This window comes from Protofrankia sp. Cj5 (assembly GCF_917627405.1).
Lineage (GTDB): Bacteria > Actinomycetota > Actinomycetes > Frankiales > Frankiaceae > Protofrankia.
This window is the reverse complement of record NZ_CAKJTO010000027.1, coordinates 13,594-28,355: the sequence shown is the minus strand read 5'-3', so window position 1 is coordinate 28,355 and position 14,762 is coordinate 13,594. Positions and strand designations below refer to the sequence as shown.

The window sequence follows — 14,762 nt, the reverse complement described above, 5'->3', positions numbered from 1 at the left end:
GGACCGGTTGCCCTTTAACATTCATCCCACCTTAGTTTTATCTCACCCCGTCCCGGCCAGGAGAACCCACCATGAGCGAACATCCTCCCGGAGCGCATTCCGACGGCGCGCGACCAAGCGGGTACATCGACGTCCATCACCATATGTTACCACCCACTTTAAAACGATTGGCGGTCGACCGTAATCTGCTACCACCGGTCGGCGGACCGCCCTTCGCGACCTGGGATCTCGGGGTCGCTCTGGAGACGATGGACATGACTGGCATCGAGCTGGGGCTGGCGTCGGCCGCGATTCCCAGCGAATTCCTCGGCGGGGATGCGCCCTGGGCCGCCGAGATCGCCCGTACCGCCAACGAGTCACTGGCCGAGATCGCCCATCAGCACCCGCAGCGGTTCGGATTTCTCGCCTACGTTCCGCTGCCATTCATGGAAATCTCACTGGCCGAGATCGCCTATGCATTCGACGAGCTCGACGCGGACGGCGTCGTCATGGGCTGCCATGCGGACGGGGCATATCTGGGAGATCCTGCCCTTGACGAGGTCTTCGCGGAGCTGAACCTGCGGCAGGCAGTCGTGCTCATCCACCCGTTCAACCTGCCGTCCTGCTCAGTGAGCCCGTTCCCGGCATTCATCGCGGACTTCATGCTCGACACGACGCGGGCAGCCATCCAGCTGATTACTTGCGGCACGCTGGACCGTTACCCGGAAATCTCGTTCATCCTGCCGCACGCCGGCGGCTTCCTGCCTTATCAGGCCGCCCGGCTCACCCTTGCCGCCGCCTTCGGGCATGGTCTCGACGCCAGCACGGTCCAGGCCGCCCTGAACCGCTTTCACTACGATACAGCCGGGCCGATGTCACCATACGCCACACCGACATTACTCGCCTCCGTCAGTGCCACGCGAATCCTTTACGGTAGCGACTACAACGCGGTGCCCGCCGTCGGAGTTTCCGTGGCGTCCCAGGGACTGAAAAATGATCCCAGTCTCGATACGGAAGCATTTCGTCTGATCAGTCGCGAAAACGCACTTCGGCTTTTCCCGGCCGTCGCTCGCCGAGTGGCACCAGAAAATTTCCCGAGAACCGGCTGAACTGCCCGCCTCGATCCGTCTCGACACCTGGTCCCGCAAATATCAGCGCCCGACCGACGAACCATTACTCAAGAACGGGAACTATCATGACCGAGTCCAGTGAAACACCCGAACAGATTCTACGGATCTCCGCCGGCTACATGGCCGCCAAGTTTCTGTTCGTCGCGTCCCGGATCGGCCTGTTCGAGGCGCTGGCGCCGGGCTCGCGCACGGCGGCGCAGCTGAGCACCGTGATCGACGTTCCGGAACGGTCCACGCGGATCGTCGCCGATGCGATGGTGAGCGTCGGCCTGGTCAACCGGGAGGGCGACGAATACAGCAACGCCCCAGTCGCGCAGACGTTTCTGGCCGGCGCCACGCCGGCTGACCGGCGCCCCATGCTGAGGTGGTGGGACCAGATCAGCTATCCCACCTGGCAACGGCTTGAGGCCGCGGTGCGCACGGGCGAACCGCAGACAGAGCCCCTGTCCGCGGCGGAGCAGACAATGCTCTCGCTCGGAATGGAGGTCAGCACCAGCGCCTCCGCGGCGGCGCTACCCGGTCGCTACTCCTTCTCCGCCCATCAGCGCCTGCTCGATCTGGGTGGCGGTACCGGTTCGTTCGCGCGCGCGGCACTGGGCCGCAATCCGCAGCTGTCCGCCACGTTGTTCGAGCTTCCCCAGACCGCGGTCGTGGCTGCGCGGCATGTCGACGGGTTGGCTGACCGGGACCGGCTGACCATCGTCGAGGGCGATCTCTTCAACGATCCGATACCCAAGGACCACGATGTGCTGCTGCTGGCGAACGTGATTCATCTCTTCCCACCGGACCGCAGCCGGATTCTGCTGAGCCGGGTCCGGGCGGCGGCCCCTGACGGGGCCCGTCTGTTGCTGGTCGACCTGTGGACCGATCCCACCCACACCGACCCCGCGTTTGCGGCACTCCTCTCGGGTGAATTCCTGCTTGTCGGCGGTGGCCAGGCCTACAGCGTCGAGGAAGCCGCCAAACTGCTGGCGGACACCGGTTGGCGGTTCGACGAGCACCGGCCGCTGGCCGGTCCGGCCTCGCTTGTTCTGGCCACGGCCGGATAGCCTTCTCGGCGCCGTCCGTGGAAGATCAAAAAATAGCTGACGCAAGGAGGTCGTCGATGACCGCGCGTATTCTTGTCTTCGCGAATGTCGCCCCGGCGGTGGCGAACGAGTTCGAACTGGCTTATCTACAGGTCACCGCACGGATGAAGGGCACGCCCGGTCTCCTCGGTGACGAGCTCCTGCGAGACCCCGACGGCTCCGGCCGTTACCTCCTGCTCAGCGAGTGGGAGAGCGAAGAGCAGTTCCTCGCCTGGGAGACCGCACCGGGCCACCGTGAGATCACCAGCCCGATGACGCCGTACTGGTCCGGGAGCTTCGAACGCCGGATCTACAACATCGCTGCCCGGCTTGAGCACGGAGCCGCCACCAGCTGAACATCGGTATGCCCGTCACACTGGCATACCCGTCCGGCCACCCGCCCGTTGATCGACGGCCGGGTGGCCGGACCAGCATATGGCCACAATACTGGATTTGCCGGATGCATGGGCCTTGCCGGATTCCAGTCTTTTCTACCGACTGGACCATGACGACCGATAGCGACCGGTCAGATCACGGCGACGAGATTGGCCGTGGATCCCGGCGGCTCAAGGCCAGCCGACACGAGCCCGGTGACAAAATCCAATCAACGGGTGATCATAGCAATACAGACATAACAGGTTAATTCGTTTATCTTGGGTACTTTTTCCAGCCCGCCGCCTGACCCAGCTGTCACCAGGTCAAGGCGCCCACCTGGCAGGGCATAAACTGGCCATCCGAAGGTGACGCGAGGAACCTGGTCGCGGTTGGCGAACCCCGAGCCGATACCTTGGCGGAAATAGCCACGGCTCAGTCGGGTCACCGAACGCGGACGAGAACGGCCAGAGAGGTAGCGAATTGTACTACCGGAGCCATGGTGGATCGGCGCACCCGTGCGGACAGCGAGGGAGCGTGTGACCGAGGCGAGCGCACCGGACGACGGGCCAGACGGTGGGCTGAACTGGCTCGTCAATAACTTCGTCGGGTCGGTTCCTGGAGTGGCGAGTGCCATCGTCGTCTCGGTCGATGGGCTGCTGCTCGCGGTGTGCGACGGCTTTATCCGCGACCGGGCAGAACAACTGTGCGCGATCTCCTCGGGCCTGCTCGGCCTGGCCCTCGGTGCGGCGACCCTCATGGAGTCCGGACCGGTACGCCAGACAATGGTCGAGATGGACCACGGCACCCTGCTCCTCATGGCCATCAGCGAGGGCGCCTGCCTGTCCGTCCTGGCCGCCAAAACATGTGAAATCGGTCTCGTCGGATATGAGATGACCCGGCTGGTGGCGCGGGCACGCGACTTCCTGACACCGGCCAGGCGCGGCGAGCCACGGAGCCGGCTGGACGTAGGATAACCGCCTGACGAATACGGTCCGGACAGACCCGGCCGCGGCGGGCCTAGATTCTTTGCGGAAGTTCAGGTGAGCGCGGTGACGGACTTCTATCACCGGGTCATTGTCGAGCCCGGGAAACAGCCGCTGTTCCTGCTGCTGGTGGCGTTCGTGGGTACATTTCTGTTCATCCGGCTCAGCGTCCGGATGATCCGGGCGGGGGTTTCCTGGTGGCCCGGAAATGTCGCGGCTGGCGGGACACATATCCACCATATCGTCTTCGGCATCATTTTCATGTGCGTCGCCGGAGTCGGCGCGTTCACCCCGGCAGCCGGCAGATCACCGTGGTGGGACCTGCTCGGAGCGCTGTTCGGTGTCGGGATCGCGCTCGTCCTGGACGAGTTCGCTTTGGTCCTGCACCTACAGGACGTGTACTGGAGCGAGGAGGGCCGCGTCTCGGTCGATGCGGTCGCCCTCGGGGTGGCGGTCACCGGCCTGCTCATTCTGGGCAGCCTGCCCTTCGGGGTCAACGGCCTTGACGACAGCCAGAGCGCGGCGCTGTGGGACTACGTGGCATCACTCATCCTCAACATCCTTCTGGTAGTGATCACTTTTCTGAAGGGCAAACTGCGCCTCGGGACCATCGGGCTGCTCGTCCCCTTCCTCGCGCTCATCGGCGCGATCCGGCTGGCTCGGCCCAACTCGCCGTGGGCACGATGGCGCTATCACAGCGGATCTCACAAAGCCGCGCGGGCCGACAGCCGGGCCATCCGCCACGACCAACGGTGGATCCACCGCAAAGACCGCATCTCCGATCTGATCGCCGGTCGCCCCGACAGCGGGTGACCGGCGCGATGGACACCACGATGGGCACGATGCCGTCCCCGCACAGCTGTGTCGGCGGGGCTGCCCGCCCGCGTCGGCCTTCAGTCGGTTCCCAGACTTGCGTCAGGCCCACATCAGGCTGAGACCCGACGATAGGGCGATGTCGGCGATGTCGGCGATATCCGTGATGACGGCCAGCCGGGCACCCCGGACGCTCCCCGGCCGCGCCGTCGTCCAGCTCCCGCCCCTGATGATGAGGACCTGAACGTGACCACAACCTTTCCGGACCAGGCGGCCGGAGTTCCCCCCGCACCGGCTGGCCCGGCGGCTACACAGGTCCGGCAGCCACCCGCCCGATGGGCGCGGCGCCTTCTTCGCGGCCGGGAATCCGACCAGCCCTGGGTGCGCCCTGCCCTGCTCGCCCTTCTCACCGCAACCGCGCTGCTCTACAGCTGGGGGCTGGGGAGGTCCGGCTGGGCGAACGCCTTCTACTCCGCCGCTGTGCAGGCCGGTTCGACGAGCTGGAAGGCCTTCTTCTTCGGTTCCTCGGATGCCTCGAACTTCATCACCGTGGACAAGCCACCGGCTTCCCTGTGGGTCGCGGAGATCTTCGTACGCCTCTTCGGGCTCAACTCGTGGAGCGTGCTCGTCCCGCAGGCGCTCGAGGGCGTCGCGGCCGTGGGCGTCCTGTATGCGACGGTCCGGCGCTGGTTCTCCCCCGGCGCGGCGTTGCTGGCCGGCGCGGTCTTCGCGACGACCCCGGTCGCGGTGCTGATGTTCCGGTTCAACAACCCCGACTCGCTGCTCGTCCTGCTGCTGGTCCTGGGTGCGTACGCGACCGTCCGGGCTGTGGAGAACGCGAGTACCCGTTGGATCGTCTGGGCGGGCGTCTTCGTCGGTTTCGGTTTTCTCGCCAAGATGATGCAGACATTCCTGGTCGTGCCGGCGTTCGCGCTCACCTATCTCCTGGCCGCGCCGGCACCGCTCCGGCGCAGGATCGGCCAGCTCCTGCTCGCCGGGGCGGCGATGCTCGTCGCTGCCGGCTGGTGGGTCGCGGTCGTGGAACTGTGGCCGAAGAGCTCACGCCCCTACATCGGCGGCTCGCAGAACAACAGCGTCCTTAATCTGATCTTCGGCTACAACGGCTTCGGCCGGCTCAACGGCAACGAAGCCGGCAGCGTCGGTGGCATGGGCGGGGCGGGCGGCACCGGTGGCCGCTGGGGAGCGACTGGTCTGACCAGGATGTTCAACTCCGAGATGGGTGGGCAGGTCTCCTGGCTCATTCCGGCTGCGCTGATCCTCCTGATCGGCGGGCTTGCGTTCGGCTGGCGCGCCCCGCGTACGGACAGGACCCGGGCGGCCCTTGCGCTGTGGGGCGGCTGGCTCCTCGTCACCGGCATCACCCTGAGCCTCGCCCAGGGGATCATCCACCCGTACTACACGGTAGCGCTCGCCCCCGCGATCGGAGCCGTGATCGGTATCGGCGGCACCGGCCTCTGGCACCGCCGTGGCCAGTTCGCCGCCGCTCTGCTGCTGGCCATGGCCCTGGCCGCCACAACGGCCTGGGCCTACGTCCTGCTCAGCCGGACGCCCAGCTGGCACCCGTGGCTGCGGCCGCTGGTGCTCCTTCTCGGTGGCGCGGCGATTGTCGCGCTGATCCTCAGCCTCGTGCTCTCGGTGCCGTTGGCTCGCCGGGCCGCCGTGGTGATGGCTGCCGTGAGCATTGTCGCGGGCGCCACCGGGCCAGCCGCCTACGCGGTCGCGACGGCTTCCGCCACGCACACCGGTGCCATCCCATCCGCCGGGCCCACGGGTTTCGGTGGCCCCGGCCGCGGCTTCGCTGGCGGCGGCTGGATGAACGGTTTCACTGGCGGTGGTTTCGCTGGCGGTAGCACCCCGCCGGGCACGTCACCGGGCGGCCCGGCCGCACAGGGCGGTACCGCAGGTCTGGCCGGCGGCTTCGGCCGGCGGGGCGGAGCCATGTTCGGACGGACAGCCGGTGGCCTCGGCGGGCTTCTCAACGCGGGAACGCCAAGTGCCGCGCTGGTCACGGCGCTGCGGGCGGACGCGGGGCGCTACATCTGGGTCGCGGCCGCCGTCGGCTCCAACTCCGCGGCAGGCGTCCAGCTCGCCACCGGCGACCCGGTGATGGCCATCGGCGGCTTCAACGGAACCGATCCCACGCCCACGCTCGCGCAGTTCCAGGAGTACGTCAGCCAACGAAAAATCCACTACTTCATGGGCGGCGGCGGGATGGGGATGGCGATGGGCGGCGGCCAGCCCAGTGGCACGGCCAGCGCCATCACCGCGTGGGTGCAGCAGAACTTCAGCCAGACCACGATCGGCGGCACAACCGTGTACGGCCTGACCACGCCCGCCGGATAAGAGCGCCCAGCAACAGGGGTGTGGATCAAGGAGCGGGGCCGGGGTGCGTGCATCGCGAGGCGTCGCAGGGAGCCACCGGAGGTGTTGGGTGGCGACTGATGCCAACGATGCGAGGTGCGTGCCCCAGCCCCGCGACGCCGCGTCCCCTGTTGCCGGTCGCTCTAGGACCCGCCGGAGCGGGCTCACCAGGTAGGGCGTGCCGCCCACGGTGAGCCCGCCACGCGCCGGGAAATGCGCATGATCAACGGGGATCGCGCGCATAGCAGGGCACAGCCAGGGAAGACCAACCGAGTGACACCAGAACACCATAAAAAATCAATCGATGAGATTATTATTCCCAATAATAACAAAAAATCCTTTTCGTGAGCATCCGATCCGCCGCGCCCAGGATGATCAGCGTGAACCCGGTGGTAAGACAGGTCCCAAGAGCTTCTGTGCCCAACATCGCAATTAGCTACACGTTGTTAGGCTTTGGGCCTACCAACCCGGCCGCCACAGGCCGGTGCCAGCCGATCCCATCCGATCATCGATCGCTACCCCGGGGAGGTCTGGGATGTCAACGCCAAGAGTGCTCGGCGTCGTGCTGGCCGGTGGTGCGGGCAAACGGCTCGCGCCGCTCACCGCCGACCGCGCCAAACCGGCTGTCCCGTTCGGCGGCCTCTACCGGCTGATCGATTTCGTCCTGTCGAACCTGGCCAACGCCGGCTACCTGCGGATCTGCGTTCTCACGCAATACAAGAGCCACAGCCTGGACCGGCACATCACCACCACGTGGCGGATGAGCGACCTGCTCGACAACTACGTCACGCCGGTGCCCGCACAGCAGCGGCTCGGACCCCGCTGGTACACGGGATCCGCGGACGCCATCCTGCAGTCACTGAACCTCATCTACGATGATCAACCGGATATCGTGGTCGTGTTCGGCGCCGACCACGTCTACCGAATGGACCCGCGGCAGATGGTCGGACAGCATCTGGGCAGCGGGGCCGGAGTGACCGTTGCGGGGCTGCGTGTGCCCCGGATGGAGGGGACACAACTCGGTGTGATCAGTCCGAGTGCGGATGGTCGCACAATTGACGCCTTCCTCGAGAAGCCCGCGGATCCTCCGGGCCTGCCGGACGCGCCCGATGAGACGTTCGCCTCCATGGGCAACTACGTCTTCTCCACCGACACCCTGATCGAGGCGCTGCGAGCCGATGCCACCGACGACGACAGCGTCCACGACATGGGCGGGAACATCATCCCGATGCTGGCGAAGGAAGGCATGGCACAGGTCTACGACTTCGCTGACAACGACGTGCCAGGAGCGAGCGAACGGGACCGGGGCTACTGGCGGGATGTCGGCACCCTCGACTCCTACTTCGACGCGCACATGGATCTGTGTGCCTTCGATCCGGTGTTCAACCTGTACAACCGGCACTGGCCGATCCTGACGAACGTCCCGTCCCTGCCGCCGGCGAAGTTCGTGCACGAGGAACCAGGCCGTACCGGCATGGCGCTCAACAGCGTCGTCAGCAACGGAGTGATCATTTCCGGCGGCCTGGTACGCCGGTCGGTCCTGTCGCCGGGAGTACGGGTGAACTCCTGGGCGCAGGTCGAGAACGCGGTCGTACTGGACAACACGATCATCGGACGGCGCGCGGTGGTCCGCGACGCGATCCTCGACAAGAACGTGGTGGTACCGGAAGGTACGCAGATCGGGGTGGACAAGGAACACGACATCGCCCGCGGATTCACAGTCAGCCCCGATGGCGTCACGGTCGTCGGGAAAGGTGTGACGATCACCGGCTGAGCCCGACAATCACCGACTGAGCCCCGTCCTGGATGCCTGAAGGGCAGGTAATGCGCGTCTCGTTGCTGACCAGGGAGTACCCGCCGGAGGTCTACGGCGGCGCCGGAGTGCACGTCGAGTACCTTGCCCGCGAGATCTCCCGGTTCGTGGAGCTGACCGTGCACTGCCAGGGGGCCGACCGGGTGGGCTCGGACGGTATCGCGGTGCGCGCCCACCGGCCGTGGGAACAGCTGGCGGACGCGGGTGACGCCCTGCGGACGGTGTCGGCCGACCTGTCCGCGACCGCCGCCGCCGCCGGCGCCGACCTGGTGCATTCACACACCTGGTATGCCAACCTGGCCGGGCATCTGGCGTCGCTGCTCTATGGGATCCCACATGTGTTGACCTCACACTCGTTGGAACCGCTGCGGCCGTGGAAGGCCGAACAGCTCGGTGGCGGCTACGCGCTGTCATCCTGGTGCGAACGGGTGTCCATCGAGTCCGCCGCGGCCGTCATCGCGGTGAGCGAGGGCATGCGGGCGGACGTCCTGTCGGCTTATCCGGCGGTCGATCCGGCGAAGATCCATGTCATCCGCAACGGGATCGACACCGATGAGTACGTGCCAAGCCCCGCGACCGACGTCCTCACCCGGTACGGGGTGGACCCGGAACAGCCATCCGTGGTGTTCGTCGGTCGGATCACCCGCCAGAAGGGAGTACCAGTGCTGCTGCGGGCCGCGGCCGAGCTCGACCCGCGGGCGCAACTGGTGTTCTGCGCGGGCGCGCCCGACACCCCCGCGCTACTGACCGAGGTCACCGACCTGGTGGACGGGCTGCGCGACACCCGCAAGGGACTCGTATGGATCTCGGGCATGCTGAGCAAGCCCGACATCATCGGGCTGCTGTCGCATGCAACCGTGTTCGTCTGCCCGTCCGTGTACGAACCGCTCGGGATCGTCAACCTGGAGGCGATGGCCTGTGGCACGGCCGTGGTCGCCTCCAGGGTCGGCGGTATCCCCGAAGTGGTGGATGACGGCGTGACCGGGCTGCTCGTCCCGCCCAGCGACCCGGCGGCGCTCGCCGCCGCCGTCAACGAGCTCCTCGCGGACCCGGTGCGTGCCACCGCGATGGGCCGAGCCGGCCGCGACCGGGCCGTCACCGAGTTCGGCTGGCCGGCCGTGGCCGAGAAGACCGCCCGCCTCTACGAGGCCCTGCTCTGACACCGGCCAGCGTGCCGCTGTGTCCAGAGCACGCCGCTGGTGTCAGACCACGCTGAGAGCGGCGGGTAGGTCTGCGCGCCCGGTGAGCAGCAGGAGGATGTCGGCGGCGTCGGGGAGCGCCGCGGCGATGCCGGCGGCGAGCAGCAGGCTGCCACCGATGGCGGTGCCGAGGCTCGGCGGTGGCGGGACGTCCAGCGCACGAGCCAGATCCAGGGTGTGGACGGTGAGCTCAAAGGTCCGGGTGGGCAGGTAGTCAGCCAGCCTCATAGCGCCGAGCGCAGTCATGACGACCGCGTCGTCGGGGCTCTCGCGCACCAGCTTGCGGACCCGGTTAGCCAGCGCTGTAATCGCGTCCGACGGGTCGTTACCGAGTGCCGCGCCGGCATCACGGCCACGTTGGGTCACGGCCGCGGGGTCCGCCAGCCCGATACGCACCGCCAGATCCCCGCTTCGTACCGCCAGGTAGTAGCCGACGGCATCTATGCGATCAGTCTGAGCGCCGGCGCCCGCATCGACCACGCCGGCCGGTGTCCCCAGGTAGGTCTCCACGGTCGACAACGCCCGGCTCGTGTGCCCGACCAGGTCGCGCACGGACCACTCACCCAGGGCTGGGGCCGTCCAGCAATCATCGCTGATTCCGGTGACGAGGGACACGAACGCGCTGGCCGCATGCTCGAAACAGGCCCGCGTTTCGTGGGGTCCGGTGCCATGCACCTGTCGAGTCATAGCCCTTCAGAGCCGTCAAGGTCAACACCTGGGCGTATCCCTCCGTCACCTCGCGATCCATCCGCCCGTACGCCGCTCCCTTTTAGGGGGATATCTATGTGTAGCCGATCAGAGCGGATGTGGCTCGCCAGGTCGCCGGCGACGGAGTATGGCGGCGCCTGGTCACCGACCCCGTCGACGGCAAGCTGCTGGACTACGGCCAAACGACGTACCGGCCGCCGGCGGACCTCACCCGGTTCGTCCGCCCTGTCCTCGGGCGCTCTTATCACGCGCCGACACCGAACCCTCTACCAGACTCGTAGGCAGAGACGTTCGGAGCAGCGGGCCAGGATGTTCGGCGCAAAGCAGTCATGACCATGGGGGCGTGACGCGAGGGCGTGAGCGTGGGGGCGTGACATTGCCGACTTCCGGCGCTGTGCCCAAGCTTGGATGCTGCAACGACTCATCCGGGCTGGTAACTGTTGTAAGAGTGACCAGTGTTCTTCTGTGGCCCGGGACAGTCGGGCCGAGTGCGGGCACGCCGCCGCGCATCCCAGGCTCGGTGCGTCGAACCAGCTCGGTCGACGCCCTGCGCCCGGACGGCCTCGAAGGCCCGCTCATCCTTGTCGGCAGGGCCCGCGACATCCGCACGACCACAGACCGGCGAACCACAGACTCCGATCCGGAGCTCGTGGCCGAGGCAAGTACCCGAGTCGCGATCGACTACTTCGGCCAGCGCCTGGTGACCGCGGTTTCCTGTGAGCCCGCGACGGCGGGCACGGACACGCTGGTCGGTACCCGGGCTGGCTCCGGCTTCCGCACGGCGCTGGACCGGGCTGTGCCCCAGCTGACCGCCGACGGCACCCTGCTCGGCCTCCTCCTCGACGAAGTACCCGTCGTCACCCTGATCTCAGGGTCGGCCATCGTCCGCGTCTCCGGCAAACGACCGCGGAACACAATCATGCCACCCACGGATGTCTGCGCAGGCTGGAAGGCCGGTGGCGTGATGGACGTGAGCCAGCGCGAAGGCCGCTTCGCTCTTCTCGGCATCGGACCGTCCGCCCCGGCGCTGGAGGACGCGACCGATCCGCTGGGCTGGCATACGATGCCAGATCTGCCACCGGGAAGCATCCGGCGGCGGCGCAGGATCGACCTGCTCCCTGGGACGCTGCCGGGAGAGGTCGTGGTGGACGGGCTTTTTCGTGACACGTTCTGCGAAGCGGACGGTACTCAGAAAGTAATCCACGAATATGCTGTCAGGGCGACGGTCGACCTCGCAACCGGGACGATCCGCTCGACCAGCGCGACGCCCCATGTCCTTCCCGGCCCGGACTGCCCGGTCGCCGCGGCAAGCGCCAGCCGTCTGGTCGGCCAGGGCCTGCTTGGGCTCCGCGACGTGCTGCGCGCGGACCTGGCCGGACCGACGACCTGCACCCACCTCACCGACCAGCTCCGTGCGCTCGCGGACATGCACGCGCTGATCCCCCTGTTGCCGTAGCGGGCGGTCGGCCGCAGCTCAGGCACATCATTCACCGTTTCAGGTGAAAACAGTAGGAAGTCATTCATCTGGACGACCATGCCGCGTGAGTTGATCGGTCCAGTGTCACATGTCGTGAAGACACCACGCATGGGGATACCCGATCGCCTCGCCGAGCGGATGAGCATGGCCGAACAGCACGACTGGCTGGTGGCCCAGCGCCCGTCCCGTCGTACGCTGTTCCGCGCCGGCGCAATCGGGGCCGGCGCGCTCCTCGCCGGCCCCAGCCTGCTCGACTCGGCGGCGTTCGCCACAACGCCAGCCGCAGGAGCAGCGAGCCCGACGCTGGTCACCACCAACTCCACCGCGGACGGAGCGTCGGTCGCCCCGTTCGCCCGACACCTCGCGTTCGGCGCGAACCCACGCCGTCAGATCCGCGTCGGCTGGCAGGTGCCGACCCCCGTCAGAAGGCCGTTCCTGCGCATCGGCACCGACCCGTACAACCTGTCCGGGCGCATCCCGGCCGAGGTCCGTCCGCTGCATTCGGAGGTGCCGGGAGCGGCGGGGCCCGTCGACCAGTACTACCTGCACGTCGAAGTGGACCGGCTGCGCCCCGACACCACCTACTACTATGGGGTGGGCCACCAGGGCTACGAGCCCGCCACCACCGTCGGCGCCCTCTCGACGGTGCGCACCGCGCCCCAGCGGGGCCGCTGGAATACGGATCCCTTCACCTTCACGGCCTTCGGCGACCAAGGCGTCAGTGCCCACGCGCTGGCCAACGACGGTGTCGTGGCCCAGCAGAACCCCGCTTTCCACCTGCTGGCGGGCGACATCGCGTATGCGGACCCGAGCGGCCGGGGCCTGCCGGTGAGCGCCACCGGCGCGAACGGGACGGACGTGTTCAACCCAACCATCTGGGATGCCTACCTCGGGCAGATCGAAGCGGTCGCCTCACGGGTGCCGTGGATGGTCGCGACCGGCAACCACGACATGGAGGCGCTGTACTCCCCGGACGGCTACGGTGGCCAGATCGCCCGGTGGGACTTCCCCGGCAACGGCCCGCAGGCCTGCCCGTCGGTCTACTCGTTCATCTACGGCAATGTCGGAGTGATCAGCCTCGACGCCAACGACGTCTCGAACGAGATTCCCGCGAACCTCGGCTACAGCGGCGGCTCCCAGACAGCCTGGCTGAAGGAGCGGCTGGAGTTCCTGCGTCACCAGCCCGACGTCGACTTCATCGTCGTCTTCTTCCACCACTGCGCGTATTCGACGACGAACGCGCATGCCTCCGACGGTGGTGTGCGGGCCGCGTGGGTGCCCCTGTTCGACACCTACCGTGTCGACCTCGTCATCAACGGCCACAACCACATCTACGAACGCAGTGACCCGCTGCGTGGCGGCAGCCCGACCAAGGTGGTGCCGATCGGCGGAACCGTCCACCCGGACACCGACGGGACCACCTACCTGTCGGTCGGTGCCGGCGGGCGCAGCCTGTACAGCTTCCCGGCCCCGGACAGCTACGCCGGGCATGTGAACGACCTTGCCTCAGTCAACACCTACTCGTGGACGGGCGTCGGGGTGAAGACAGCTGAGGTCGTGACCTGGTCCCGGGTCCGCTACACCGGCTTCTCGTTCGTCGCCGTGGACGTCAGGCCCGCGAGCGCCGGCCAGCCGGCGACGCTGACCGTCCGCGCGATCGCCGAGAGCGGCGCGGAGCTCGACCGCGTCACGATCGTCCGTACCGCCGGACTGTGCACCCTCGGATCCCGGGGCGTGCGCGGCCCGCAGGCCGACTTCGACGCATCCTGATCTGGAGACATCCTGATCTGAAGGCATCCTGATCTGGACGCATCCTGGCCCAGAATCATTAGCATGATCATGTTGTCGGGTCCCACCGGTGTGATCCGGCAACACGATCGGTTACCGCGTCCGTGTGGTCCATGATCCCGGCGCCTGGGCCTGCGGCCCGATCCCGTGCCGCCACACCCTCGACGACGCTCATGAACTCCACGGTGAGGGCGGCCAGCGCGTCGTACTGCCCCTTGTAGCCGTACCGCTGCCGTAGCGTGCCCCAGTCATTGAACTCGGCCGCGGCCGCTATGTCACCGGACTCCGGGATCCTGGACTCGAACACGTGGAGCCCAGCGCCCTGCCCGCTTCGCTGGAGGTAGTCCGCCATCTGCTGGTGCAGGGTCACCTCGGACCGGTACTTGCTGATGACAAGGCCGATCGTCGGGATGTCGACGCCCACACCGGCGGCGAATTTCGTGATCCTGGCCCGGACCTGTGGTATTCCGTAGGTCGACATGAAGTCGGGGACAGCCGGGATGATGTAGCCGTGCGAGATCCTCAGCCCGTTCAGGGTGAGCACGCTCAGATTCGGCGGGCAGTCCACGAGAATGTAGTCGTAGCCACCGGCTATCTTCTCGAGCTGCCGCGCCAGCAGCTCCACGGGGTTGTGGACGAGATCCCTGGACGGGACGAGCAGACGGTCCTGCAGGTCGATGAGGTCGAGCGAGGACGCCAGCAGATCGACCTGGGTGACGGTCCGCACCGGGGACACGTCCCGCTGCAGGGCAGCGTCGATGTCGAACCGGCTTCCGGCCGGCCCCGGCTCCACCGCGTCGCGGAAGAGGGTGGCCAGCGTCCGGTCCGAGTCGTTGAGATCCTTCCACTGTGCCTCGCCGATCATATAGATCGTCAGGTTTGTCTGCGGATCAAGATCAACAAGCAGTACCCGCTTGCCGTGCTCCGCCGCCATGACCTCCGCAAGGGCAGCCGTGATCGTCGTCTTGCCGACGCCACCCTTCAGGTTGATCGTCGAGACGATGTACGCCACGTCCATGCCCTCGTTTTCCCTGACCGGTCAACGCTG

At 67.1% G+C, this 14,762-nt stretch carries 13 protein-coding genes; 11 read left to right on the top strand and 2 right to left on the bottom strand.

Features of this window, described 5'->3' with window-relative positions; all coding sequences use genetic code 11:
* Positions 1 to 71 precede the first annotated feature (71 nt).
* The 8 genes from MJ777_RS08335 to glgA all read left to right on the top strand — a co-directional run bounded on the left by MJ777_RS08335 (position 72) and on the right by glgA (position 9,702).
* Positions 72 to 1,088 carry an amidohydrolase family protein gene (locus MJ777_RS08335; RefSeq protein ID WP_255724015.1) on the top strand — a complete coding sequence of 339 codons (1,017 nt, stop codon included), beginning with the start codon at positions 72 to 74 and terminating at the stop codon, positions 1,086 to 1,088.
* Positions 1,089 to 1,174: 86 nt separating this feature from the next.
* Positions 1,175 to 2,158, top strand: coding sequence for an acetylserotonin O-methyltransferase (locus MJ777_RS08330; RefSeq protein ID WP_239309859.1), 984 nt, complete (start codon positions 1,175 to 1,177; stop codon positions 2,156 to 2,158).
* Positions 2,159 to 2,214: 56 nt separating this feature from the next.
* Positions 2,215 to 2,532 carry an antibiotic biosynthesis monooxygenase gene (locus MJ777_RS08325; protein WP_239309857.1) on the top strand — a complete coding sequence of 106 codons (318 nt, stop codon included), beginning with the start codon at positions 2,215 to 2,217 and terminating at the stop codon, positions 2,530 to 2,532.
* Positions 2,533 to 3,087: 555 nt separating this feature from the next.
* Complete coding sequence (locus MJ777_RS08320) at positions 3,088 to 3,525, top strand: roadblock/LC7 domain-containing protein (RefSeq protein WP_239374860.1); 438 nt, start codon at positions 3,088 to 3,090, stop codon at positions 3,523 to 3,525.
* 66 nt (positions 3,526 to 3,591) lie between these two features.
* The gene (locus MJ777_RS08315; protein WP_239309855.1) at positions 3,592 to 4,347 is read left to right on the top strand and encodes a hypothetical protein; all 756 of its coding nucleotides are present in this window, start codon (positions 3,592 to 3,594) and stop codon (positions 4,345 to 4,347) included.
* A gap of 246 nt (positions 4,348 to 4,593) precedes the next feature.
* On the top strand, positions 4,594 to 6,711 hold the full coding sequence (locus MJ777_RS08310; protein ID WP_239374842.1) for a glycosyltransferase family 39 protein: 2,118 nt from the start codon (positions 4,594 to 4,596) through the stop codon (positions 6,709 to 6,711).
* 553 nt (positions 6,712 to 7,264) lie between these two features.
* Entirely contained in the window at positions 7,265 to 8,503 is a 1,239-nt protein-coding gene (gene glgC / locus MJ777_RS08305; protein WP_239309852.1) for a glucose-1-phosphate adenylyltransferase, read from the top strand.
* A 50-nt stretch (positions 8,504 to 8,553) separates the two neighbouring features.
* Positions 8,554 to 9,702 (top strand): glycogen synthase, encoded by a 1,149-nt coding sequence (glgA, locus tag MJ777_RS08300; RefSeq protein WP_239374840.1) that lies wholly within the window; start codon positions 8,554 to 8,556, stop codon positions 9,700 to 9,702.
* Between the two features lie 42 nt (positions 9,703 to 9,744).
* On the opposite strand, the gene MJ777_RS08295 is transcribed toward glgA, so the two are convergent.
* Positions 9,745 to 10,428 (bottom strand): maleylpyruvate isomerase N-terminal domain-containing protein, encoded by a 684-nt coding sequence (locus MJ777_RS08295; RefSeq protein WP_239374837.1) that lies wholly within the window; start codon positions 10,426 to 10,428, stop codon positions 9,745 to 9,747.
* Positions 10,429 to 10,547: 119 nt separating this feature from the next.
* Between MJ777_RS08295 and MJ777_RS08290 the strand changes: the two genes are divergently transcribed.
* The 3 genes from MJ777_RS08290 (at position 10,548) to MJ777_RS08280 (ending at position 13,696) form a co-directional block, all read left to right on the top strand.
* Positions 10,548 to 10,730 carry a hypothetical protein gene (locus tag MJ777_RS08290; RefSeq protein WP_239374834.1) on the top strand — a complete coding sequence of 61 codons (183 nt, stop codon included), beginning with the start codon at positions 10,548 to 10,550 and terminating at the stop codon, positions 10,728 to 10,730.
* A 167-nt stretch (positions 10,731 to 10,897) separates the two neighbouring features.
* Positions 10,898 to 11,905, top strand: coding sequence for a DUF2889 domain-containing protein (locus MJ777_RS08285; protein ID WP_239374831.1), 1,008 nt, complete (start codon positions 10,898 to 10,900; stop codon positions 11,903 to 11,905).
* Between the two features lie 129 nt (positions 11,906 to 12,034).
* Positions 12,035 to 13,696: a metallophosphoesterase family protein gene (locus MJ777_RS08280; RefSeq protein ID WP_239374828.1), complete on the top strand. Its 1,662-nt coding sequence runs from the start codon at positions 12,035 to 12,037 to the stop codon at positions 13,694 to 13,696.
* A gap of 67 nt (positions 13,697 to 13,763) precedes the next feature.
* On the opposite strand, the gene MJ777_RS08275 is transcribed toward MJ777_RS08280, so the two are convergent.
* Entirely contained in the window at positions 13,764 to 14,726 is a 963-nt protein-coding gene (locus MJ777_RS08275; RefSeq protein WP_370651568.1) for a ParA family protein, read from the bottom strand.
* Positions 14,727 to 14,762: the final 36 nt, after the last annotated feature.